Raw genomic sequence first — 24,714 nt, 5'->3', positions numbered from 1 at the left:
CCACCCGCCCCCAGCGGAGCGCTAAAGCTCCGACTCGATCAGGTCGGCCGCCCGCCGAGCCCCGCCCTCCGCACGGACCTCCGCCTTCAACTCGGCACACCTGCGGGCGACATCAGGGTCCGCCACGAGGCCGAGCAGGGCCGACCGCAGGACGTCCCCGGTCGCGGCCTCCGTATCGACGCGGCGTGCCACACCGAGCTCCACGAGCCGGTCCGCGTTCATCGGCTGCTCGGCCCCCTGCGGCACCGCGATCATCGGCACGCCGCAGAAGAGCCCCTCCGAACTGCTCCCCATCCCCGCATGCGTGACGAACGCGTCGGCCTGCTCCAGGACCGCCAACTGCGCCACCCACGAGCGGACTTCGACGTTCGCCGGGAGATCCTCACCCAGCTCCGCGGGGTCCACGTGCTTGCCGATCTGGAGGACCACGTGCCAGCCGGGCAGGTCCCCGAAGGCGGCCACGCACTGCCGGTAGAACTCCGGCTGCACGGTGTACGCCGAGCCGAGCGAGACCAGGAGCACCTTCTCCACGCCCTCGGGCCGTGCCCAGCTCTCCCGCCGCGCACGCTCGCCGAGGCAGGGCCCGACGAAGTCGATCCGTTCGGCGTCGACCGTGTCGGCGTGCGGCTGCATGGCCCGCGGGATGGTGGCGACGGCCCGCGGCGGCACGCCGGAGAACTCCGCGACGTCCAGCGTGGTGGCCCCGCTCCCGGCGAGCCACTCCTTGAACCGGGCCTCCAGCGCGTCCGCGCCCGGCAGTTGCGCGAGGACCGCGCCGACGTCCTCCTGGTAGCTGCCCCAGGCCACGAAGGTGGGCGAGAGCTGCACGAGCGGCCGGCCCTGCGCCTCGGCGAGCGCACGGGCGACGTACGCGCCGATGTCGTACAAGTAGAGGTCGGCGGGGTCGTCGTCGTAGGCGGCGTGGAGCTGCGGGAGCACCGCCGCCGCCTCGCCGAGGAAGAGCCCGCTGGCCTCGATCGGGTCCTCGGGCCAGATGTTGTCGCGGAACGGGAGCGTCGACTCGTACGCGACGAGTTCGGCGCCGGTGGGCTCGATCAGCCCCGCGGTGGCCGGGTCGTTGGCGTACGTCACGCGGTGGCCGCGCGCCACCAGCTCACGGATGACCTCGAGGCCGGGCAGCACATGGCTGACCATCGGGACGCCGACCATGGCGATGTGGGCGCGGCGACGGGCAGGACGTCGGGATGACATGGGAGTTCCTTCGTACAGAGAGCTACGGAATTGGACACGGCGGCCCACCGCCGCGGCCCCGGAAAGGGGCGGGCGGGGCCAGGGAGCCGTGTCAGCCGTAGATCTGCGCGATGGTGTCCATGGGCAGGACGGTAACCCGTCGCCGGGCCTCAGTCGAACGAATAAGCCTCGACCTCGGCGATGTAGCGCGCCCTCAGCGCCTCGTCGGCCTCGTCGCGGTCGAGGAAGGACGCCTCGAAGGAGTTCCGGGCGAGCGTGCGCAGCCGCTCCTGGTCGAGCCCGAGGGCTTCGCGTACGGCGTGGAAGGTGTCGTCGACGTACCCGCCGAAGTAGGCGGGGTCGTCGGAGTTGACGGTGCACAGCAAACCGGCCTCGAGCATCCGCGCCAGCGGGTGCTCCTCCAGTACGTCGATGGCGCGCAGCCGGACGTTGGAGAGCGGGCAGAGCGTGAGCGGCACGCGGTCGCGGACCAGGCGCTCCACGAGGGCCGGGTCCTCCATGCAGCGCAGCCCGTGGTCGATGCGCTCGACGCCCAGGACGTCCAGGGCCTCGGTGATGTACGCGGGCGGGCCCTCCTCGCCCGCGTGGGCGACGAGGCGCAGACCGCGGGCGGCGGCGGCCTCGTACACCTCCTTGAACTTGGCCGGCGGGTGGCCGACCTCGGCCGAGTCCAGGCCGATGCCGATGATCCGGTGGAGGTGGGGCTCGGCGTCCGCCAGGGTCTGGAGGGCGGATTCGGCGGACTCGTCGCGCAGGAAGCACATGATGAGCCGCGTGGAGACGCCGTGCCGCTCCTCGCTGCGGTCAAGGGCGCGGGAGAGGCCCTCGATGACGGTGGCGATGAGGACGCCGCGCGCGGTGTGCGCCTGCGGGTCGAAGAAGATCTCCGCGTGGCGCACGCCCTGCTCGGCGGCGCGGGCGAGATAGGCCTCCGCGAGCTCTTCGAAGTCGGCCTCGGTGCGCAGCACGGCCATCAGGCTGTAGTAGAGGCCCAGGAACGTCTGGAGGTCGTCGAAGAGGTAGGCCTTGCGGAGCTCTTCGGTGTCGGCGTAGGGCAGTTCGACGCCGTTCCGCGCGGCGAGCGCGAAGGCGAGCTCGGGTTCGAGGGTGCCTTCGATGTGGAGGTGGAGTTCGGCCTTGGGGATCGGCATGGTGCGGTCTCGCTCAGTTCGGTTCGGTTCGAGGGGAGGGTGGTTCGGCCGGTGGGTGGTTCGGCCGGTGGTTCAGGTCCGTCTGGGGAGGGGGACGCGGGTCAGGTCGCGGGCGACGGTGAGTTCACCGTCGAAGCCGGCGGCGCGCGCCTGCCGCTCGTAGGCGGACGGATCGGGGTAGCGCTGGCTGAAGTGCGTGAGCACGAGATGGCGCACGCCCGCGTCGACGGCGACCCGCGCGGCCTGACCTGCGGTCAGATGCCCGTGGTCGGTGGCGAGTCGCTCGTCCTCGTCGAGGAAGGTCGACTCGATGACGAGCATGTCGCAGCCCTCGGCGAGCGCGTGCACGCCGTCGCAGAGCCGGGTGTCCATGACGAAGGCGAACCGCTGCCCGCGCCGCACCTCGCTGACCTCGTCGAGGGTGACGCCGCCGAGGCTGCCCTCCTTCTGGAGCCGTCCGACGTCGGGGCCCTTGATGCCGTGCTCGGCGAGCAGCCGGGGCAGCATGCGGCGGCCGTCGGGTTCGGTGACGCGGTAGCCGTAGGACTCCACCGGGTGGGAGAGCTTCATCGCGTCGAGGGTGTACGCCGGGGTGACGGCGAGCGGCCCGTCGGCGGCGACCGGCGCCTCGCCGAGCGCCACGGTCTCGCGGTAGGCCGTCGCGTACCGCAGGCGGTCGAAGAAGCGCTGCCCCGACGCCGGGTAGTGGGCGGTGACGGGGTGCGGGACCCGGTCGAGGTTGATGCGCTGGATCACCCCGGCGAGGCCGAGGGAGTGGTCGCCGTGGAAGTGCGTCACACAGATCCGGTGCAGGTCGTGGGCGGCGACCCCGGCGCGCAGCAGCTGCCGCTGCGTGCCCTCGCCGGGGTCGAACATGATGCCCTGGCCGTCCCAGAGCAGGACGTAGCCGTTGTGGTTGCGGTGCCGGGTGGGGACCTGGCTGGCGGTGCCGAGCACCACCAGTTCACGTACGGACAAGAGGCGTCGGCTCCGCTATCCGGGGGGCCACTGGAGGCCGCGGCCGCCCAGGACGTGCGCGTGCGCGTGGAAGACGGTCTGGCCCGCGCCGGTTCCGGTGTTGAAGACGATGCGGTGGCTGTCGGCGCCTTCCTGGGCGGCGACCTCGCCCGCCTCGCGCAGCACGTCCGCGGCGATCTGCGGCTCGGCGGCCGCCAGCGACGCGGCGTCCGGGTGGTGGACCTTGGGGATCACCAGGACGTGGGTCGGCGCCTGCGGGTTGATGTCGCGGAAGGCCACGGTCGTCTCGCTCTCGCGCACGACGGTCGCCGGCACCTCCCCCGCGACGATCTTGCAGAACAGACAGTCGCTTCGCGCTTCGCCCGCCATGGGCCGCCTCCTGGAACGGAACGATCAGTACGCTCGGCATGCTATCGGCCCCGCGCCGAAGGACCGGGACGAGGTCACCGTGCGCCCGGCAGGTCCGGCGCCGCCTTCGCCGGGTGCTCCGCGAGCGCGGCGAGGGCGAGGCGGACCGCCTCGTCCAACTGCGGGTCGCGGCCCGCCGCGTGGTCGTCCGGGGTGGTGACGACCTCCACGTCCGGCTCGACCCCGTGGTTCTCGACGCCCCACCCCTCGCCCTCCAGCCAGAACGCGTACTTCGGCTGCGTCACCAGCGTCCCGTCGACCAGGTGGTAGCGGCTGTCGATGCCGATGACACCGCCCCAGGTGCGCGTGCCCACCACGGGTCCGATGCCGAGCGCCCTGATGGCGGCGTTGACGATGTCGCCGTCGGAACCGGAGAACTCGTTGGCGACGGCGACGACGGGGCCGCGCGGCGCGTCCGCGGGGTAGCTGAAGGGGCGCGAGCCCCGGGGCACGTCCCAGCCGACGACGCGGCGCGCCAGCTTCTCCACGACGAGCTGCGAGGTGTGCCCACCGCGGTTCTCCCTGACGTCCACGACCAGGCCCTCGCGGGCCACCTCGATCCGCAGGTCGCGGTGGATCTGCGCCCAGCCGGGCGCCTGCATGTCGGGCACGTGGAGGTAGCCGAGGCGACCGCCCGAGCGCTCGTGGACGTACGCCCTCCGGTCGGCGACCCAGGCGTGGTAGCGCAGCGGCTCCTCGTCGTCGACGGGGAGTACCACGGCGTGCCGCGGATCGCCGCCGCCGGACGGCGACACCGTCAGCTCGACGGGTTTGTCCGCGGTGCCGACAAGGAGCGGTCCCGGGCCCGCGACCGGGTCGACGGGCCTGCCGTTCACCTCGATGACCGCGTCGCCGGGGCGGACGGCGACGCCGGGCGCGGCGAGCGGCGAGCGCGCGGAGGGGTCGGAGGTCTCCGAGGGGAGGATCCGGTCGATGCGCCACAGGCCGTCCTCGCCGCGCGAGAGGTCCGCGCCGAGGAGCCCTTGCCGGGGCGCGCCGCCGGAGCCGCCCGGTATGACGTACGCGTGGGACGTGCCGAGCTCGCCGTGCACCTCCCACAGCAGGTCGACGAGGTCGTCGTGGGTGGCGACGCGGGCGAGGACCGGGCGGTAACGCTCGAGGACGGCGTCCCAGTCGACGCCGCCCATGTCGGGGCGCCAGAAGTTGTCCCGCATGAGGCGGCCCGTCTCGTCGTACATCTGGCGCCATTCGGCGGCCGGGTCGACGGTGTGGTGGACCCGGGAGAGGTCGACGGTGATGTTGGTGTCGCTGTCCTCGTCGCCGGAGGCGCGCCGGTCACTGGGGACGACCTTCAGCTTGCCGTCGGTCCACAGCAGGACCCGCCTGCCGTCGCCGGTGACCGCGAAGTGGTCGGCGTCCGCGGCCAGCTCCTCGACGCGGTGGCGCGCGAGGTCGTACCGCTCGAGGGCGGTCTTCGGGTCGGGATCGTGCGGGGTGGCGCGGGAGGCGCCGAGTACGCCGCGCACCGGGTGGCGCAGCCAGAGCAGGCCGTCCTTGGCGGCCCGCAGCGTGGTGTAGCGGGCGGCCTCGACGGGGAAGGGCACGATGCGGTCGGCGAGTCCGTCGAAGTCGATGCGGGTGACGGGCGCGCCCTCGCTGTCGGGCGTCTCGGCGCCCGCGCCGTCCTGCGTCTCGAAGGGCCTGCCGTGCCGCTGCGGGCCGAAGGGCGAGGACGTGGCCGCGGCCAGGGTGATCAGGTACGGGCGGGAGCCGCCGACGAACGCGAGGTCGAAGACGTGTTCGTCGTAGACCGGGTCGAAGGCGCGGGCGGAGAGGAACGCGAGGTGCTTGCCGTCGAGGGTGAACGCGGGCGCGTAGTCGCGAAAGCGCAGCGGTGTCGCGTCGGACACCGACAGGTCGGCGGTGTTGGCGAGCCGGAGCCTGCGCAGCGGCCGCGGTCCCGGATGCGACCAGGCGAGCCATGCCGAGTCGGGCGAGAAGACGAGCCCGGTGGCCTCGCCGTACTCGCCGCGGTCGACCTCGCGGACCTCGCCGCTCTCCCGTTCGACGAGGAGCACCCGGCCGTCGTGCGAGGCGACGGCGGCGCGGGAGCCGTCGGGCGCCATGGCGAGCCCGAGGACCCGGCCGAGCTGTCCGGCGGCGAGCCTGCGGGGCGTGGCGCCGGGCGCGGTGCCGGTGGCGGGGGCGAATTCGAGCGCCTCGTCGCCTTCGGCGTCGGTGACCCAGACGACGTGCTCCTCGCCCTGCACGCGGAAGGTGCGGGGCAGCCGGGCGCGTACCCCGTGCTCGGCGGCGAGCGCGCGGGCGGGGCCTTCGCGGTGCGTCACCCAGTGGACGGAGCCGCGCACGGAGAGGGCGCTGCCGCGTCCGGTGTGGTCGGGCGCGGCGGCGCCGAACCAGCGGGCCGCGGAGACGGGATGCGGCTGCAGGTCGGTGCGCTGTCCGCCGAGGCGGATGTCCAGGCGGCGCGGCTCGGCGTCCGACAGGTCGTCAAGGAGCCAGAGTTCACCCGCCGACGCGTAGACGACACGCGTGCCGTCGGTGGCGGCGTGCCGCGCGTAGAAGCCGTCGACCGGGGTGTGCGCACGCAGGTCGGAGCCGTCGGGCAGCGAGGAGTAGAGCGCTCCCACGCCTTCGTGGTCGCAGAGGAAGGCGATGCGCCCGCCCACCCAGAGCGGGTATTCGATGTTCCCTTCGAGCTCCTCGTGGACGCGCGCGAAGGGCGGCGTCCCGCCGTCCGTACCCGGCCGCCGGATCCACAGCTTGCCCGCGGTGCCGCCGCGGTACCGCTTCCACCAGGCGGCCTCGCGGCCCATCGGGGCGGAGAGCAACAGGATCTGCCCCTCGGGGCCGTACGCGACGTCGCCGACGATGCCGTACGGGAGGGTGTCGGCGGGGCCGCCGTCGAGCGGCACGGCCCGCGCCCAGGTGCGGCGCAGCGAGGCCTGTCCCGCCGAACTGACCGCGAGGACCCGCCCGTCGGGGGTCCAGCCGCGCACGGCGGTCTTCGCGCTCCCCCAGTACGTGAGGCGCTCGGCGGGACCGCCGTCGAGGGGCGCGACGTGCACCTCGGGGGCTCCGTCGCGGGTGGAGGTCCAGGCGACGGTCGTGCCGTCCGGGGAGATCCGGGGGTGGTTCACGGGCATGTCGTCGGCGCTGACCCGCCAGGCGCGTCCCCCGTCGAGGGGCGCGATCCAGACGTCGTCCTCGGCCGTGAAGGTGGTCAACTCGCCGTGGATGTGCGGGAACCGTAGATACGCGGAGCGCGCTGCCTCTGTCACGTCGACCAGCCTAGGGACGCGCCGGGCGGCCCGACACCGGTTTGGATCACTTGGCCGGGTACCGCCGTCCGGGCCGCCGGGTCATTTGCCCGGGACGCACTCGCAGGTCGGCCGGGCGGGCGGGTCCGCGGTGACGGTCACGGTGACGGTGGTGGTGGGTGCGGGGCGGGGCTGTTCGTGGGAGGGCGGCGGGTGGTGGGAGAAGGTCGGCCGGGAAGTCGGATGCCCGCCGCCGCCCCCGCCGCCGCCCGACGAGCAGTTGCCCAGCACGTCGACGCGGAACCGCTGCTTGCCGTCCACCTTGGCGGTGAGGTTGCCGCGTACGCAGTCCCCGTCGACGACGGAGCGCACCTCGCCCTTGATGGAGATGTCCTTGCCGCCGTCGGTCTCGCCCTGGCAGTCGACCTTCACCATGCTGTCGTCCCGCGCGGTCCTGCCGCGGGACGTGGCCTTGTCGGCGAAGCGGGCGGTGCAGCTGAGCCACGCCACACCGGTGTGCTGCCGCTCCAGCGCCCTGGTGCCCAGCTCGTCGGTGGTGAGTGCGACCGCGGAGGAGTTCATGTCCCCGTTGACCGGATCGCACGCGGTGACGCCGAGCGCGGCGGCGCCCGCGAGCCCGACGGCGTACAGGAAAGCCGAACGCCGGGTCGCCGCACCCCGGCCGCGTAACCGCCTCAATGCCCCCATGGGCGGCAGAGTGCCACCGCGTGCCCCGGTGCGATAGACCGCTTGCGGCCATCCGTTCCCGCCCGCCCACGGGCCCTGGGCCGCCGCGCCCGACCTCTTGCGTCAGCCGCGCAGCAGCAGCCACTCCTGCAACTCCACGACGTTGCCCTCGGGGTCCTTGAGATGGGCGACGCGCATCCGGTCGGTGAACGGCGCGGGGCCGTGGACGAGGACGGCCCCGCGTCCGGTGATCTCCGCGCAGTACGCGTCCAGGTCGTCGACCCGCAGCACCACCAGCGAACGGTGGCCGGTCACCGAATCGGCCAGCTCACCCAGCAACCCTGCCATCATCGCGCGGTCCTGCAGCGCGATGCCCGCGGAACCGGCGGCCGGGCTGAACTTCTCGTACGGTCCTTCCTCGGCGCCCGACTGGGGCTTGAGGCCGAGGACCTCGCCGTAGAAGCGGTAGCAGGCGGTGAAGTCCGTGACGAGCAGCCGGACTTGAGCGAGTTCCAAGACAGCCTCCAGAGGGTTCGTCAGAGCCAGCGGCCGGTGCGGCCGAGAAGCAGGGCGGTCGCCGCGGTTCCGGCCGTCGATGTACGCAACACAGTGCGCCCCAGCCGGTACGGTTTCGCGCCGGCCGCCGCGAAGGCCGCCAGTTCGTCGGGCGAGACGCCGCCTTCGGGCCCGACCACCAGCACGATGCGGCCGGTCGCCGGGAGGTCCGCCGCGGCCAGCGGCTCACTGCCCTCCTCGTGCAGGACGGCCGCGAAGTCGGCGTCCGCGAGGAGGGCGGCGACCTGCTTGGTGGACGCGGCGTCGGCGATCTCGGGGAAGCGGACGCGGCGCGACTGCTTGCCCGCCTCGCGCGCGGTGGCCCGCCACTTGGCCAGCGCCTTGAGCCCGCGGTCGCCCTTCCACTGCGTGATGCAGCGCGCGGCGGCCCACGGGACGACGGCGTCGACGCCGGTCTCCGTCATGGTCTCCACGGCCAGTTCGCCGCGGTCGCCCTTGGGCAGGGCCTGCACGACGGTGATCCGGGGCGTCTCCTCGGGCTCCTCGGTCACGGCTGCCAGGTCGAGGACCAGCCGGTCCTTGCCCTCGGTGTCGCGCACCACGCCCCGCGCCCACCGTCCGGCGCCGTCCGTCAGGACGACGGCCTCACCGGCGCGCAGCCGCTTCACGGAGACGGCGTGCCGCCCCTCGGGCCCGTCCAGGACGAAGCGTCCACCGCCGCCCGCGGTGAAGCCCCCGGTGAGGTCCTCGGTGAAGTCCTCGACGACGAAGACGGGGGCGGTCACGCGGCGCCTCCCGCCGACAGCGCGTCCTTCGCCTCGGCCAGTTCCGCGACGAGGACCTCCACGAGCTGCTCCGCGGGCAGCTCCCGGGCGAGCCGGTGGCCCTGCCCGGCCCAGAGCGCCATGGCCTGCGCGTCACCGGCCTTCGCCGCGGCCTTGCGCAGCCCGCTCGTGAGGTGGTGGACCTGCGGGTAGGCGGCGGGGGCGTACGGGCCGTGCTCCCGCATGAAGCGGTTGACGAGGCCGCGCGCGGGGCGCCCGGAGAACGCCCGGGTCAGCTCGGTGCGTACGAACAGCGGATTGGTCATGGCCTGCTTGTGCAGGGGGTTCGCGCCCGACTCGGGGGTGACGAGGAACGCGGTGCCGAGCTGTGCCGCCTCCGCGCCGGCCGCGAGGACCGCGGCGATCTGCGCGCCCCGCATAAGCCCACCGGCGGCGATCAGCGGAATCTGCGCGGTCTCGCGCACCTGCGTGATCAGCGAGAGCAGCCCGATCCCCGCGCCGTCCGCCTCGGGGTTGTCCTTGTGCGTCCCCTGGTGGCCGCCCGCCTCGACGCCCTGGACGCACACGGCGTCGGCGCCGGCCCACTGGGCGGTCTGGGCCTCCTCGGCCGTGGTGACGGTGACGACGGTCAGCGTGCCGACGCGCGCGAAGGCGTCCAGGACGTCGCGGGTCGGACAGCCGAAGGTGAAGGAGACGAGCGGCACCGGGTCGTCGAGGAGGATCGCGAGCTTGGCGTCGTAGCCGTCGTCGCGGCCGCTGTCCGGGTCGCCGAGTTCCGTCTCGTACCAGGTCGCCTCGCCCGCGAGCTGGTTGCGGTAGACCTCGACGGCGGCCGCGTCGGCGTACTCGGGCTGCGGCATGAAGAGGTTGACGCCGAAGGGCCGCGAGGTCAGCCCCCGCACCTGTTTGATCTCCTGGTACATCCCGTCGGCCGTCTTGTACCCGGCGGCGAGGAATCCGAGCCCACCGGCCTCGGCGACAGCCCCGGCCAACTGCGGCCCTGAGGCGCCGCCCGCCATGGGGGCCTGCACGATCGGGTGGCGGCAGAGATCGGTCAGCGCAGAGGACATGCACGCATCGTGCCACGCCCCGCACACCGCACCGAATCGCACCCCGCGCCGGGCGCGTGCGCCCCCGTCTGCCCACGACGTCCCGCCGGCGTCCGCGGCCCGCACGTGGTTGCTGGCGCGGGGCGGGTTGCTTTCAGGGGCGCGGGGAACTGCGCGACCAGCCCCCACGCGCCCGCGGACGACGACAAAGCCCCCGGCAGCGGAACGAACCGTCGCCGGGGGCCGAAGTCACCGCTCAAGGCGCTACCGCCCGTTGAACGCATCCTTGAGACGGGAGAACAACCCCTGCTGCCCCGGCTGGAACTGCCCCGTGGGCCGCTCCTCGCCCCGCAGCTGCGCCAGCTCCCGCAGCACCCGCTCCTGCTCCGCGTCGAGCTTCGTCGGCGTGAGCACCTCTACGTGCACGATGAGGTCACCGCGCCCGCCGCCCCGCAGATGTGTGATGCCACGGCCGTGCAGCGGCACCGACTGGCCGGACTGCGTGCCCGGCCGGATGTCGATCTCCTCCACGCCGTCCAGCGTCTCCAGCGGCACCTTCGTGCCGAGGGCCGCCGCCGTCATCGGAATGGTGACGGTGCAGTGCAGGTCGTCGCCGCGCCGCTGGAAGACGGCGTGCGGCAGCTCGTGGATCTCCACGTACAGGTCACCGGCGGGGCCGCCGCCGGGGCCGACCTCGCCCTCACCCGCGAGCTGGATCCGCGTGCCGTTGTCGACACCGGCGGGGATCTTCACGGTCAGCGTCCGCCGCGACCGGATGCGGCCGTCACCGGCGCACTCGGGGCACGGCGTCGGCACGACCGTGCCGAAGCCCTGACACTGCGGGCACGGCCGCGACGTCATGACCTGGCCGAGGAAGGACCGCGTGACCTGCGACACCTCACCGCGACCGCGGCACATGTCACACGTCTGGGCGGACGTCCCCGGCGCTGCGCCCTCACCGCTGCAGGTCGTGCAGACCACGGCGGTGTCGACCTGGAGGTCCTTGGTGGTGCCGAAGGCGGCCTCTTCGAGGTCGATCTCCAGGCGGATCATGGCGTCCTGACCGCGACGCGTGCGCGAGCGCGGTCCGCGCTGCGACGCCGTCCCGAAGAACGCGTCCATGATGTCGGAGAAGTTGCCGAAGCCACCGGCGCCGAAGCCGCCCGCGCCCGCCCCGCCGCCCGACTGGGACAGCGGGTCGCCGCCGAGGTCGTAGACCTGCTTCTTCTGCGGGTCCGACAACACCTCGTACGCGGCGTTGATCTCCTTGAAGCGGTCCTGGGTCTTCGGATCCGGATTCACGTCCGGGTGAAGCTCACGGGCCAGCCTTCGGAAGGCCTTCTTGATTTCGTCCTGGGAAGCGTCGCGGCGCACGCCGAGTACGGCGTAGTAGTCCGTGGCCACTTACGACTCCGCCAGGATCTGTCCGACGTAACGTGCCACTGCGCGTACTGCTCCCATCGTTCCCGGATAGTCCATGCGGGTCGGTCCGACCACGCCGAGCTTGGCTACTGCCTCGCTGCCCGAACCGTAGCCGACGGAGACCACGGAAGTAGAGCTGAGCCCCTCATGGGCGTTCTCGTGACCGATCCGTACGGCCATGCCCGAATCCTGCACCTCACCAAGCAACTTGAGGAGCACGACCTGCTCCTCAAGGGCCTCGAGGACGGGACGGATGGTGAGGGGAAAGTCATGTCCGAAGCGGGTGAGATTGGCGGTACCGCCGATCATCAGCCGCTCCTCGGTCTCCTCGACAAGGGTTTCGAGAAGGGTCGCGAGGACCGTCGAGACGGTGCCGCGGTCCTCGGCCTCGAAGGCTTCGGGCAGGTCCTGCACCAGCTGCGGCACGTCGGTGAAGCGACGGCCCGCGATCCTGCTGTTGAGCCGGGCCCGCAGATCCGCGAGCGCGGACTCGCCGAACGGGGCCGGGCAGTCGATCATGCGCTGCTCGACCCGGCCGGTGTCGGTGATCAGGACGAGCATCAGCCGCGCGGGAGCGAGCGAGAGCAGCTCCACGTGCCGCACCGTCGACCGCGTGAGCGAGGGGTACTGCACCACGGCGACCTGCCGGGTCAGCTGCGCTAGCAGCCGCACCGTCCGTCCCACCACGTCGTCGAGGTCGACCGCGCCGTCGAGGAAGTTCTGGATGGCGCGGCGCTCGGGCGCGGTCATCGGCTTGACGCCCGCGAGCTTGTCGACGAACAGCCGATAGCCCTTGTCCGTCGGGATGCGCCCGGCGCTGGTGTGCGGCTGGGCGATGAACCCTTCCTCCTCCAGCGCCGCCATGTCGTTGCGGACGGTGGCCGGAGAGACCCCCAGACGGTGCCGCTCCGTGAGCGCCTTGGAACCGACCGGCTCCTCCGTCCCGACATAGTCGTGGACGATGGCGCGCAGCACTTCGAGCCTGCGTTCATTGAGCATCGCGCACACCTCCAGCTGTCTCCGTCGTCGACGACGGGCCCCGGCATCCCCCGGGCCCCCGCCTGGCACTCACCACGCGCGAGTGCCAGCCTTTCGAAAGGTCAGTGTACGGCCGACCGGTACGGGCCCGGCAAGGGCGGACCCCCCGCGTCCTGACCGGCCCCGCGCGCCCGCCCTGGGATAGCGTCACCGTATGGACGTGACGCCGGCATGGGAAGCGGCGGGCTGGGAGCGGCTCGCCCCGCGCGTGGGGCGGTGCCGCCTCCCCGTCTGGGACTGCACGGCGGGGCTCGTCGTCGGCGACGACGCGGCCCTCATGATCGAGGCCGGGTCGAGTCTGGCCGAGGGCGCGGCCCTGCGGACACAGGCCCGCCGGATCCTCGGTGGCTCCCGCCGGGTCACCCACCTCGCGCTCACCCATCCGCACTTCGACCACGTCCTCGGTGCGGCGGCCTTCGCGGGCGTCGAGGTGTACGGGGCGGTGGGCATCGAGACGGTTCTCGCCGGGGGCCGCGAGGAGCTGCGCACGGACGCGGTACGCCACGGCGTGGCCGCGGACGCGGCGGCGGAGGCCGCGGACCTCCTGGTCCGGCCGCACCATCTGGTGTGCGGGGAGTGGACGCTCGACCTGGGCGGCGGGGTCCGGGTGCTGCTCGCGAACGTCGGTCCCGGGCACACGGCCCACGACCTGGTGGTCCTGGTGCCGGGCGTCGACGGCGGACGGGAGGTCGTCTTCTGCGGCGACCTGGTCGAGGAGTCGGGCGAGCCGCAGGCGGGCCGGGACGCGGCGCCCCGGCACTGGCCCGCGGCGCTCGACAGGCTCCTGGACCTCGGCGGCGAGGACGCGGTGTACGTGCCGGGACACGGAGCAGTGGTGGATGCGGCATTCGTCCGTGCGCAGCGCGCCACACTGGCGGCCCGCTTCGGCGTGTCGTAGACCGGCGCGGGCCCGTTCTTCCTATCGTCGGCAGAATGCGCCAGTACTCCGCCGATCTCACGCCCCCCTGGAAGAAGCCGAAGCCCGTACCTGAGGTGGCGGCGGACGCCGGCCTCGTGGTCGAGGAGCTCGGCACCGGATTCTGCGGGGCGGTGATCCGCTGCGAGAAGACGGCGCAGGGTCCGACGGTGACCCTGGAGGACCGCTTCGGCAAGCATCGCGTCTTTCCGCTGGCGCCGGCCGGCTTCCTCCTGGAGGGCCGCCCGGTCACCCTGGTCCGTCCCGCGGCCGCGACGCGCACTCCGGTACGTCCCTCACGTACCGCGTCCGGTTCGGTGGCCGTTCCCGGTGCGCGGGCCAGGGTCGCCCGGGCGGGACGCATCTACGTGGAGGGCCGTCACGACGCCGAACTGGTGGAACGGGTCTGGGGCGACGACCTGCGCGTCGAGGGCGTCGTCGTCGAGTACCTGGAGGGCATCGACGACCTCCCCGCGATCGTCGCCGAGTTCGCCCCCGGCCCCGACGCGCGCCTGGGCGTCCTGGTGGACCACCTGGTCCCCGGCTCCAAGGAGTCCCGCATCGCCGCGGAGGTGACCAGCGCCCACGCGCTGGTGGTCGGCCACCCCTACATCGACGTGTGGGAGGCGGTGAAGCCCTCCTCGGTCGGTATCGCGGCGTGGCCGCGGGTGCCGCGGGGCCAGGACTGGAAGACGGGCGTCTGCCGGGCGCTCGGCTGGCCGGAGAACACGGGGGCGGCGTGGCAGCGGGTCCTGGGCTCGGTGCGCAGCTACAAGGACCTGGAGCCTGCGCTCCTGGGCCGCGTGGAAGAGCTGATCGACTTCGTCACGTTGCCCTAGCCGCTGCGGGTGCGGGTGCGGGTGCGGTACGAACGGGCCCGCCGCTTCGCGGCGGATGTATCCCACCCACCCATCCGTTTGCCCCGCAACGCACGGCCGGACCAGGGACACGCCCCACCGGGCCGCAGCCGCCAAACCGGCCGGAGGGGACGTGGGGGTATGTGCGAACGGAGCACCGAGCACGCTATAGCCCCATTGTCCGGGCAGCGCGACGCAGGGATAGCGAGTACGCACATACTCCCGCGGCCCCGCCCCACAACCGAACAACCGGCGCAGACAGCAACCCCTACTAACCCCTAATCCACCAGATCCCGCACCACCGCATCCGCCAGCAACCGCCCCCGCAGCGTCAGTACCGCCCGCCCCTCCCCGTACGGCCCCGCCTCCAGCAGCCCCTCCGACAGCGCTCGGCGCGACGCGGCCAGGCCCGCCTCCTTCAGGAGGGACAACGGGCAACCGTCCCGGAGCCTGAGTTCCAGGAGGATCCGCTCGACCCGGCGGTCCTCCTCGGAGAGGACCTCCCGGCCCGCGCCGGGCGAGCCGCCGCCCGCCAGCGCCCCCGCGTACGCCCCGGGATGCTTGACGTTCCACCACCGCACGCCGCCCACGTGGCTGTGCGCCCCCGGCCCGGCCCCCCACCAGTCGGCGCCCCGCCAGTACAGCTCGTTGTGCAGGCACCGCCCGGCCTCCGACGTGGCCCAGTTGGACACCTCGTACCACTCGAAGCCCGCGGAGCCCAGCACCTCGTCGGCGATGAGGTAGCGGTCCGCGTGCACGTCGTCGTCGGTCATCGGCACCTCGCCGCGCCGGATCCGGCGCGCCAGCTGCGTGCCCTCCTCGACGATCAGCGCGTAGGCGCTGACGTGGTCGGGCCCGGCGCCGATCGCCGCGTCGAGCGTGGCCCGCCAGTCCGCGTCCGACTCCCCCGGCGTGCCGTAGATCAGGTCGAGGTTCACGTGGTCGAAGCCCGCCGCCCGCGCCTCGGCCACGCACGCCTCGGGCCGACCGGGCGTATGCGTGCGGTCGAGGACCTTCAGCACGTGCTGCCGCGCGCTCTGCATGCCGAAGGAGATCCGGTTGAACCCGCCCTCCCGCAGCTCGCTCAGGTACGCCGCGTCGACCGACTCCGGGTTGGCCTCGGTCGTGATCTCCGCGTCGTCGGCGAGGCCGAACTCGTCCCGTACGGCGCCCAGCATGCGGACGAGATCGGCCGCGGCGAGGAGCGTCGGCGTACCGCCCCCGACGAAGACGGTCCGCACCGGCCTCGGGTCGTCGCCGAGGACCTTCCGCGCGAGCCGCACCTCGTCGGCCAGGGTCTCCGCGTAGTTGTCGCGGGAGGCGAGCACGCCGCCGGAGCCGCGCAGCTCGGTCGCGGTGTAGGTGTTGAAGTCGCAGTAGCCGCAGCGCGTGGCGCAGTACGGAACGTGCAGGTAGAAGCCGAGCGGGCGGGAGGCCGCGCCGGACAGGGCGGACGCGGGCAGCGCGCCGTCCTCGGGCATGGGCTCACCATCGGGCAGTGCGGAAGGCATACCGTCGATTGTCCCGCACGCGGGGAACCCCACCCGCACCCCTCAGTACCTCCCCCGTCCCGTCCCTCACCGGGCCCGCAGCACCAGCAAGGCCAGGTCGTCGTCGGGCGGCCGCTCCGAGAACTCGTGCACGATCCGCCGGATCCGCTCGGCCACCAGCCCCGCGTCGAGCCCCGTGCACCCGGCCAGCGCCCGGGCGAGGCCGTCCCCGTCGTCGAACTGCCGCCGCCCCGAGCGCCGCTCGGTCACACCGTCCGTGACGCACAGGAGCGTTTCGTCGGCCCGCAGCTCGAAGCTCTCGCTGGTGTACGTCTCGTCGTCGACGACCCCGAGCAGCATCTGCGGGGTGGCCGCCTCGCGCACCTCCCCGTCGGGCGACAGCAGGAGCGGCAGCGGGTGCCCGGCGCACGCGAGGGTGCAGCGCACGCCCCCTTCGTACGGGATGAGCTCGCCGTAGAGGAGGGAGAGGAAGCGCGAGGTGGGCCCGTCGGGCGGTACTCCCTGGCCGCCCGCGACCGCGACGACCGCGGCCGCCGCGTCCGCCGCCTCGGTCGCGTCGTCGAGGAGCAGTTGGTTGAGGCGGTCCATGACGTCCGCGACCGCGTAGCCCTCGCGGGCGAGCAGCCGCAGCCAGGGGCGGGCGAGGCCGATGACGACGGCCGCCTCGGGGCCCTTGCCCTGGACGTCGCCGAGCGCGAAGCACCAGCGGCCCTCGCCCGCCTGGAACACGTCGTAGAAGTCGCCGCCGGGGCCGCCCTTGTCCCGCGGCTCGTACACCAGGCCGCTCTCCACGCCGGGGATCTCCGCGACCTTGCTGGGCAGCAGCCCGCGCTGCAGCACCTGGCTGATGTTGGCCTGGCGCTGGTAGCGGCGCGCGGTGCTGATCGCGAGGGCGACCCGGCGGGTGAAGTCCTCGACGAGGCCGGTGACCTCGTCGGCGAACCGGACGAGCCCGGAGCGGCCGATGACGAGCGTGCCGAGCGAGCGCCCGCCCGCGACAAGGCGGTAGGCGAGGGCCGCACCGGAAGACCCCGCTCCGCCCGCGGGCGCCCCGCCGGGCCAGGGGACGGGGAAGGCGCCCGAGCCCGCCGCCTCCGGCAGCCGCGGCGGCTCCTTCTCCAGGAGGCGGCGCAGCTCCTCTATACGGTGCTCGCTGCTGTGCCAGACCCGGGCGAGGCGTCCTCCCGACATGCCCATCGCCCCGTGCACGGGGCCCTCGCAGGCGTCCTCGAGCCACACCGCGCACCAGTCCGCGAGCCGCGGCACGAGCAGTTGTCCGGCCAGCGCCGCCACCAGGTCCTCGTCGAACTGCCCGGCCAGCAGGTCGGACGCCTCGGCGAGGAAGGTGAGCGCGCCGCGGTTGGCCCACTCCATGTCCTGGGGCGTCCGCTTGGGCAGCGGCGCCAGGATCTCGGCGGCGCGCAGTCCGCGCTGGAGCGCCTGGTCGCTCGCGTACGACTCGATCTCGTGGAGGGCGTGGACGCCGTCGACGGGCAGCCGGGCCCAGACGGTCTTGGTGCCCGGCCGGTAGGTGATGCCCCAGGACTCGGAGAGCGTCGCGACGAGGTACAGGCCGCGGCCGTACTCGGGGGTTCCGTTGGCCGGCGGGCGCTGCTCGCTGCGGACGGCGCGCGCGGGATGGTGGTCGGAGACCTCGATGACGAGGGCGCCCGTGCTCTCGCCGGGCGCCGCCTCGTCGAGGCGGCAGAGCAGCTCGACGGCCGTGCCCGCGTGGACGACCGCGTTCGTCACCAGTTCGCTGACGAGCAGCACCGAGTCGTCGGCCAGCCGGTCGGTGAAGCCGCGCGCGGCGGGCACCCCGGTCTCGGTCCAGTCGGCGAGCGCGGCACGCACGAACTTGCGCGCGGCGGCAGGCGCAAGCGGATTTCCGGGCAGAGATGTACCCACCACCAGCAGCGGCCCCGGACGGCCCGAGGCCGGGGCGGAGGAACGGAATTCGATCTCCCGTTGCATCGGAATGGACCCCACAGTACGGCTCCTGAGCAGTTCGGTGAATACGCCTCAGGCGACACGGACAGAGTGACAGACTGACCCCGCCCATAAGCACCGAGTCACCGAAGTGGGCCGTTATGAGTGAGAACAGTGCTATGCCTGCGCTTGGAGAAGGCCGGATTCCGGTCCCCGCGCAGGGCGTCGGGTCCGGTACGGATCCGGCCATGTGTCAGTTGCGCCCGCTTCTCGCCGCCATGCGCGCCTCGCGGGACGGGGACTTCACCAAGGCCGCCCCGGTCGGCGAGGGCGTCACCGCCGAGCTGTACGCGGTCTTCAACGAGATGGTCGACCGTTCGCTGCACTTCGACAGTGAACTCATCCGCGTGCGGCGGGAGATCATACGCCACGGCCGGCTCGACGAACGGTTCGCCGAGAGCCCCGGGCAGGGCCGGTGGGCGGCGCGCGTCTCGGAGGTGAACACTCTGCTCGACGCCCTGGTCGCCCCGGCGGCCAACGCCACCCGGGTGCTGAACGCGGTGGCGGGCGGCGACCTCACCCAGCGCGTCGATCTGCACGACGGCACCCGTGAGCTCCGGGGCGATCTGCGCCGCCTCGGCCGCGCCGTCAACACGATGGTCGATCAGTTGTCCCTCTTCACGGGTGAAGTCACGCGCGTCGCCCGTGAGGTGGGCACGGAGGGCAGGCTCGGCGGGCGCGCCAAGGTACGCGGCCTCTCGGGGAGCTGGCGGGATGTCACCGAGGCCGTCAACACGATGGCGTCGCGCCTCACCGCCCAGGTGCGCGACATCGCACTCGTCACCACGGCGGTGGCCCAGGGCGACCTGACACGCACGGTCACCGTCGAGGCCACCGGTGAGCTCCTCGAACTGAAGCTCACCGTGAACACCATGGTGGATCAGCTCTCCGCGTTCGCCGCCGAGGTGACCCGGGTGGCCCGCGAGGTCGGCACGGAGGGCCAGCTGGGCGGCCGGGCCCAGGCCCGCGGGGTGTCGGGGGTGTGGAAGGACCTCACCGACAACGTCAACTTCATGGCGTCGAACCTCACCTCGCAGGTCCGCAACATCGCCCAGGTGACCACCGCCGTCGCCAACGGCGACCTGAGCCAGAAGATCACCGTCGATGCCCGGGGCGAGATCCTGGAGCTGAAGTCGACGGTGAACACGATGGTGGACCAGCTGTCCGCCTTCGCCGACGAGGTCACCCGCGTCGCCCGTGAGGTCGGCACCGAGGGGAACCTGGGCGGGCGCGCTCAGGTGCGGGGCGTCTCCGGCGTGTGGAAGGACCTCACCGACAACGTCAACTTCATGGCGGACAACCTCACCTCCCAGGTGCGGAACATCGCGCTCGTGTCGACGGCCGTCGCCCAGGGAGACCTCGGCAAGAAGATCACGGTGGAGGCGAAGGGCGAGATCCTGGAGCTGAAGTCGACGATCAACACGATGGTGGACCAGCTGTCCGCCTTCGCCGACGAGGTCACCCGCGTCGCCCGCGAGGTCGGCACCGAGGGGAACCTCGGCGGCCAGGCCCAGGTCCGCGGCGTCTCCGGCGTGTGGAAGGACCTCACCGACAACGTCAACTTCATGGCGTCGAACCTCACCTCGCAGGTCCGCAACATCGCCCAGGTGACCACCGCCGTCGCCAACGGCGACCTCTCCAAGATGATCACGGTCACCGCGCGCGGCGAGATCCTGGAGCTGAAGGACACCGTCAACACCATGGTGGAGCAGCTGCGTGCCTTCGCCGACGAGGTGACCCGCGTCGCCCGCGAGGTCGGCACGGACGGCCGGCTCGGTGGCCGCGCGCAGGTCCTCGGCGTATCGGGCGTGTGGAAGGACCTCACCGACAACGTCAACTACATGGCGGACAACCTCACCGGCCAGGTCCGCAACATCGCGCAGGTAGCGACCGCGGTGGCCCAGGGCGACCTCTCCAAGAAGATCGATGTCGACGCGCGCGGCGAGATCCTGGAGCTGAAGACCACCATCAACACCATGGTGGACACGCTCTCCTCGTTCTCCTCCGAGGTCACCCGCGTGGCCCGCGAGGTCGGCTCCGAGGGACAGCTGGGCGGTCAGGCCCGTGTCGAGGGCGTCTACGGCACGTGGAAGCGCCTGACGACGAACGTGAACGAGCTGGCGCTGAACCTCACCACCCAGGTCCGCGCCATCGCCGAGGTGGCCTCCGCCGTGGCCCAGGGCGACATGACCCGCGCCATCACCGTGGAGACGCGCGGCGAGGTCACCGACCTCAAGGACAACATCAACCTCATGGTCTCCAACCTCCGCGAGACCACCCGCGCCAAGGACTGGCTGGAGTCCAACCTCGCCCGCCTCGCGGGCCTGATGCAGGGCCACCGCGACCTGATGGAGGTCGCCGACCTGATCCTGCGCGAGCTGACCCCGCTGGTGAACGCGCAGTACGGCGCGTTCTTCCTGGCCGACCCCGACACCGCGGAGGGCCCCGCGCCCACCCAGGTCACCGCGAAGGGCCTCGCCTTCATCGCGGGCTACGGCGCCGCGCAGGGCTCGGTCGTCGACACCGGCGGGATGCCCGCGCAGGGCCTGGTGCGCCAGGCGGCCCTGGAGAAGAAGCGCATCCTCGTCGAGGAGGTGCCACCCGAGTACATCAAGATCCATTCGGGGCTCGGCGACGCGGCCCCCGCCACCGTCGTGATCATCCCGATCCTCTTCGAGGACAAACTGCTCGGCGTCATCGAGCTGGCCACGTTCTCCCGCTTCTCCGACGTCCACCTCGCGTTCTTCGACCAGTTCGTGAACACCATCGGCGTCGCCATCAACACCATCATCGCCAACTCCCGCACGGAGTCACTGCTCGGCGAGTCCCAGCGGCTCGCCACCCAGCTCCAGGAGCGCTCGGACGAGCTCCAGCGCCAGCAGGCCGAACTGCGCCGCTCGAACGCGGAGCTCGAGGAGAAGGCCGCCCTGCTCGCCACCAGTTCCCAGTACAAGTCGGAGTTCCTGGCGAACATGTCGCACGAGCTGCGCACCCCGCTCAACTCCCTGCTGATCCTGGCCAGGCTGCTCTCCGACAACCCCGACGACCACCTCTCCGACCAGGAGGTGCAGTTCGCGACGACGATCCACCGCTCCGGCTCGGACCTGCTCCAGCTCATCAACGACATCCTCGACCTGTCGAAGATCGAGGCGGGCCGCATGGACGTACGGCCCAAGAAGCTGCCGCTCATCAAGGTCCTCGACTACGTCCACGCGACGTTCCGCCCGCTCACCCTCGACCGCGGTCTCGCCTTCGACGTGTCGGTGGGCGAGGACGTGCCACGCGAGATGTTCTCCGACGAGCAGCGCCTGCAGCAGATCCTGCGCAACCTGCTGTCGAACGCGGTCAAGTTCACCTCGGCGGGCAGAATCGAACTGCGGGTCAGCCGCGTCAAGGAGTCCGCGGGCGACCGGCTGCTCCACGACAACGAGGACCTGCTCTGCTTCGCCGTCAGCGACACCGGGATCGGCATCCCGCCCGAGCAACTCCCGGTGATCTTCGAGGCGTTCCAGCAGGCCGACGGCACCACCAACCGCAAGTACGGCGGCACCGGCCTCGGCCTCTCCATCAGCCGCGAGATCGCCGGCCTGCTCGGCGGCCGCATCACGGCGGAGAGCCACCCCGGCCAGGGTTCGACCTTCTCGCTGTACGTCCCCGTGGTGCATCCGGGCCACGGCGCGGCCGCCATCGCGTTCGCGGCCTCCCACACGAAGCTGCCCGAGCCGGTGGAGCAGGCGGTCCTGCGCCCGCACACCTCGCTCGAACCCGACGACAGCTGGCCCACCCCCACCAAGCTCGAGGAGTGGAAGGAAGGGCGCGCGGGCCGCATACTGCCGGGCCGCAGGGTGCTCATCGTGGACGACGACATCCGCAACGTCTTCGCGCTCACGCACGTACTGAGCCGCGTCGGCATGCCCGTCCTGTACGCGGAGAACGGCCGCGAGGGCATCGAGACGCTGGAGCGCAACCCGGACGTCGACATCGTCCTGATGGACATCATGATGCCGGAGATGGACGGGTACGAGACGATGGAGGCGATCCGTCGCAGCCCTCGCTGGCAGGGCCTGCCCATCGTCGCGCTCACCGCGAAGGCCATGCCCGGCGACCGCGAGAAGGCCATCTCGCAGGGCGCCACCGAGTACGTACCGAAACCCGTGGACGTGGACCAGCTCCTCGGTGTCGTCTGCGCCCTCCTGGACCCCGAGGGCGAGCCCGAAGGCACCGGTGGGACCACCTCCCCCGATTCAGAATCCGTCGCCACGGAACGGCCCGGCACACCGAAGGAGAAGGCTGTTCCACCGGCACCCGAGTGAGGCACCGTCATGACCGCTGAGGCCACGACCGACAACCGCGCAAGCATCCTCCTTGTCGACGACATGGAGGACAACCTGATGGCACTCGAAGCTGTCCTTGGTTCACTGAACGAGCCGCTGGTCCGAGCCCGTTCGGGCGAGGAAGCGATGAAGGCGATTCTGCGGCAACGATTCGCCGTGATCCTTCTGGACGTCCGCATGCCGGGCATGGACGGCTTCGAGACCGCGTCGAACATCAAACGGCTCGACCAGACCAAGGACGTGCCCATCATCTTCCTGACGGGCACCGACAACGACGCGGGCTACGCCTTCCGCGGTTACGCGACGGGCGCCGCCGACTACCTGACCAAGCCCTTCGACCCGTGGGTACTGCGCGCCAAGGTCACCGTCTTCCTCGAACTGCACCGCAAGAACAGGCAGTTGGAGCGGATACTGGCCCGCGAGCAGCGCCAGTTCGACGAGCTGGCCGCGCGCCTTTCGGCGATCGAGACCCATATGGCCGCGAGCAACCTGCGCGACGTCGTGGAGCTGCGCCACCACGTGACCCACATGGAGGAGCTGGTGCAGGAGATGCGCCGGGGCCGGGACGCCTAGCCTCCCCGGCCCCCGCAGGCCACGGAACGACCGGCTCAGGCCTCGCGCGATCCCGCGTACATCTCCTCGATGAGGTGCTTGTACTCCCGCTCGACGACCGGGCGCTTCAGCTTCAGGCTGGGCGTCAGTTCGCCGTGCTCGACGTCCAGGTCGCGCGGCAGGAGCCGGAACTTCTTGATGGTCTGCCAGCGCTGCAGGCCTTCGTTGAGCTGCTGTACGTAGCCGTCGACGAGCGCGACCGTGGCCGGGTCGGCGCACACCTCGGCGTACGTCTTCCCCTCCTGGCCGTTCTCCTTCGCCCACTCCAGGATGGCGGGCTCGTCGAGCGAGATCAGCGCGGCACAGAAGTTCCGGTCGGCGCCGTGCACGAGGATGTTGGAGACGTACGGACAGACGGCCTTGAACTGGCCCTCGACCTCGGCGGGCGCGATGTACTTGCCGCCGGAGGTTTTGATCAGGTCCTTCTTGCGGTCGGTGATCCGCAGGTAGCCGTCGACGGACAGCTCGCCGATGTCCCCGGTGTGGAACCAGCCGTCGGACTCCAGGACCTCGGCGGTCTTCTCCGGAAGGCCGTGGTAGCCCTCCATGATGCCGGGGCCGCGCAGCAGGATCTCGCCGTCGTCCGCGATGCGCACCTCGGTGCCGGGCAGCGGCTTGCCGACGGTGCCGGTGCGGTAGGCCTCACCGGGGTTCACGAAGGAGGCGGCGGAGGACTCGGTCAGGCCGTACCCCTCCAGGATGTGGATGCCCGCGCCCGCGAAGAAGTACCCGATGTCGGGCGCGAGCGCCGCGGAGCCGGAGACCGCGGCGCGCAGCCGCCCGCCGAAGGCCTCGCGCAGCTTGGAGTAGACGAGGGCGTCGGCGGTCCGGTGCTTGGCGCGCAGCCCGAACGGTACGGAGGGGGTGCCGGTCCTGCGGAAGTTGTCCTGGCTGACCTTCGCGTACTCGCGGGAGACCTCGGCGGCCCACTGGAAGATCTTGTACTTGGCCGCGCCGCCGGCCCGCGCCTTGGCGGCGACGCCGTTGTAGACCTTCTCGAAGATGCGGGGCACGGCGGCCATGTAGGTCGGCTGCACGACCGGCAGATTCTCGATGATCTTGTCCACGCGGCCGTCGACGGCGGTGACGTGCCCGAGCTCGATCTGCCCGGAGGTCAGCACCTTGCCGAAGACGTGCGCGAGCGGCAGCCACAGGTACTGCACGTCGTCCGGGCCGAGCAGTCCGGTCGCCGCGATGGCCTTCGCCATGTACGACCAGTTGTCCTGCGGCAGGCGCACGCCCTTGGGCCTGCCGGTGGTGCCGGAGGTGTAGATGATCGTGGCGAGCTGGTCCGCGGTGATCGCCGCGATGCGCTCCTTGATCAGCTGGGGGTTCTTCTCCAGGTACGCGGCGCCGCGGGCCTCCAGGTCGGCGAGGGTGAGCACCCAGCCCTCGGGGTCGCCCTCGGCGGCCTGCGCGCCCTCGGCGTCGAGCACCACGACGTGTCGCAGCTCCGGCAGCTCGGCCCGCTTCTCGCGCGCCTTGGCGAGCTGCGCGGCGTTCTCGGCGATCAGCACGCGGCTGCCGGAGTCGGCCAGGATGTACGCCGACTCCTCGACGTTGGTCTGGGGGTAGATGGTGGTGGTGGCCGCGCCGGCGCACATGATGCCGAGGTCGGCGAGGATCCACTCGACCCGCGTGGAGGAGGCGAGGGCGACGCGCTCCTCGGAGCCCACCCCGAGCTCGATGAGGCCCGCCGCGATGGCGTGCACGCGCTCGGCGGCCTGCGCCCAGCTGAGCGTCCTCCACTCGTCGGGGCCCTCGCCGGAGGCTGCCGGAACCGGGTAGCGATAGGCCTCGGCGTCCGGCGTGGCCGCCACGCGCTCCACGAAGAGGTGCGCCACGGAGGGCGGACGGTTCTCGATCAAGGTCTGTGTGTCGCTCACGACATCCTCCGGGCCCACGGCAGTGCGGCGAACTGGCTGGCGGCTGCTTCTTACCTGTCTTCTGACATCCCTGCGGCTACTTGTTTAACTTGCGAGTAACCTACGAGTGGTGATCAGAGTA

The 24,714-nt window shown here is 72.1% G+C and carries 18 protein-coding genes; 4 read left to right on the top strand and 14 right to left on the bottom strand.

What is annotated here, in order from left to right:
* Positions 1 to 21: 21 nt before the first annotated feature.
* From ACFVYR_RS15455 to hrcA, 11 genes are all read right to left on the bottom strand, one after another.
* A complete protein-coding gene (locus ACFVYR_RS15455; protein WP_384260164.1) occupies positions 22 to 1,212 on the bottom strand; it encodes a macrolide family glycosyltransferase in 1,191 nt (396 codons plus the stop codon).
* 149 nt (positions 1,213 to 1,361) lie between these two features.
* Positions 1,362 to 2,363, bottom strand: coding sequence for an adenosine deaminase (locus ACFVYR_RS15450; protein ID WP_384260167.1), 1,002 nt, complete (start codon positions 2,361 to 2,363; stop codon positions 1,362 to 1,364).
* 72 nt (positions 2,364 to 2,435) lie between these two features.
* Positions 2,436 to 3,341 carry a ribonuclease Z gene (locus tag ACFVYR_RS15445; protein WP_384260170.1) on the bottom strand — a complete coding sequence of 302 codons (906 nt, stop codon included), beginning with the start codon at positions 3,339 to 3,341 and terminating at the stop codon, positions 2,436 to 2,438.
* 15 nt (positions 3,342 to 3,356) lie between these two features.
* Entirely contained in the window at positions 3,357 to 3,710 is a 354-nt protein-coding gene (locus tag ACFVYR_RS15440; protein WP_384260173.1) for a histidine triad nucleotide-binding protein, read from the bottom strand.
* A gap of 74 nt (positions 3,711 to 3,784) precedes the next feature.
* Entirely contained in the window at positions 3,785 to 7,012 is a 3,228-nt protein-coding gene (locus ACFVYR_RS15435; protein WP_384260175.1) for a S41 family peptidase, read from the bottom strand.
* A gap of 81 nt (positions 7,013 to 7,093) precedes the next feature.
* Positions 7,094 to 7,699, bottom strand: a complete 606-nt coding sequence (locus ACFVYR_RS15430) for a hypothetical protein (RefSeq protein WP_384260179.1) — start codon at positions 7,697 to 7,699, stop codon at positions 7,094 to 7,096.
* 102 nt (positions 7,700 to 7,801) lie between these two features.
* A complete protein-coding gene (locus tag ACFVYR_RS15425; protein WP_384260181.1) occupies positions 7,802 to 8,194 on the bottom strand; it encodes a VOC family protein in 393 nt (130 codons plus the stop codon).
* 20 nt (positions 8,195 to 8,214) lie between these two features.
* Positions 8,215 to 8,979, bottom strand: a complete 765-nt coding sequence (locus tag ACFVYR_RS15420; RefSeq protein WP_384260183.1) for a 16S rRNA (uracil(1498)-N(3))-methyltransferase — start codon at positions 8,977 to 8,979, stop codon at positions 8,215 to 8,217.
* Positions 8,976 to 10,049 (bottom strand): nitronate monooxygenase, encoded by a 1,074-nt coding sequence (locus ACFVYR_RS15415; protein WP_384260186.1) that lies wholly within the window; start codon positions 10,047 to 10,049, stop codon positions 8,976 to 8,978. The genes ACFVYR_RS15420 and ACFVYR_RS15415 overlap by 4 nt, the downstream gene beginning before the upstream one ends.
* A 243-nt stretch (positions 10,050 to 10,292) precedes the next feature.
* Positions 10,293 to 11,432 carry a molecular chaperone DnaJ gene (gene dnaJ / locus ACFVYR_RS15410; RefSeq protein WP_384260189.1) on the bottom strand — a complete coding sequence of 380 codons (1,140 nt, stop codon included), beginning with the start codon at positions 11,430 to 11,432 and terminating at the stop codon, positions 10,293 to 10,295.
* Complete coding sequence (gene hrcA, locus ACFVYR_RS15405; protein ID WP_384260191.1) at positions 11,433 to 12,449, bottom strand: heat-inducible transcriptional repressor HrcA; 1,017 nt, start codon at positions 12,447 to 12,449, stop codon at positions 11,433 to 11,435.
* A gap of 199 nt (positions 12,450 to 12,648) precedes the next feature.
* Here hrcA and ACFVYR_RS15400 point away from each other — a divergent pair, with 199 nt between their 5' ends.
* Both ACFVYR_RS15400 and ACFVYR_RS15395 read left to right on the top strand, forming a co-directional pair.
* Positions 12,649 to 13,386, top strand: a complete 738-nt coding sequence (locus ACFVYR_RS15400; protein ID WP_384260258.1) for an MBL fold metallo-hydrolase — start codon at positions 12,649 to 12,651, stop codon at positions 13,384 to 13,386.
* Positions 13,387 to 13,421: 35 nt separating this feature from the next.
* Entirely contained in the window at positions 13,422 to 14,243 is an 822-nt protein-coding gene (locus tag ACFVYR_RS15395; RefSeq protein ID WP_384260194.1) for a DUF3097 domain-containing protein, read from the top strand.
* A 296-nt stretch (positions 14,244 to 14,539) separates the two neighbouring features.
* Here the strand turns inward: ACFVYR_RS15395 and hemW are convergent, their stop codons facing one another.
* Positions 14,540 to 15,772, bottom strand: coding sequence for a radical SAM family heme chaperone HemW (hemW, locus tag ACFVYR_RS15390; protein WP_384260196.1), 1,233 nt, complete (start codon positions 15,770 to 15,772; stop codon positions 14,540 to 14,542).
* 66 nt (positions 15,773 to 15,838) lie between these two features.
* Positions 15,839 to 17,761, bottom strand: coding sequence for a SpoIIE family protein phosphatase (locus ACFVYR_RS15385; RefSeq protein WP_384260199.1), 1,923 nt, complete (start codon positions 17,759 to 17,761; stop codon positions 15,839 to 15,841).
* 218 nt (positions 17,762 to 17,979) lie between these two features.
* On the opposite strand from ACFVYR_RS15385, the gene ACFVYR_RS15380 reads away from it, so the two are divergent.
* Positions 17,980 to 22,074 carry a HAMP domain-containing protein gene (locus ACFVYR_RS15380; protein ID WP_389611935.1) on the top strand — a complete coding sequence of 1,365 codons (4,095 nt, stop codon included), beginning with the start codon at positions 17,980 to 17,982 and terminating at the stop codon, positions 22,072 to 22,074.
* A 9-nt stretch (positions 22,075 to 22,083) separates the two neighbouring features.
* Entirely contained in the window at positions 22,084 to 22,668 is a 585-nt protein-coding gene (locus ACFVYR_RS15375; protein WP_384260201.1) for a two-component system response regulator, read from the top strand.
* A 35-nt stretch (positions 22,669 to 22,703) separates the two neighbouring features.
* Here the strand turns inward: ACFVYR_RS15375 and ACFVYR_RS15370 are convergent, their stop codons facing one another.
* On the bottom strand, positions 22,704 to 24,593 hold the full coding sequence (locus ACFVYR_RS15370; protein ID WP_384260203.1) for an AMP-dependent synthetase/ligase: 1,890 nt from the start codon (positions 24,591 to 24,593) through the stop codon (positions 22,704 to 22,706).
* Between the last annotated feature and the right edge of the window lie 121 nt (positions 24,594 to 24,714).

This window comes from Streptomyces sp. NPDC058284 (assembly GCF_042881135.1).
Lineage (GTDB): Bacteria > Actinomycetota > Actinomycetes > Streptomycetales > Streptomycetaceae > Streptomyces.
This window is presented reverse-complemented; position numbering and strand designations above follow the sequence as displayed.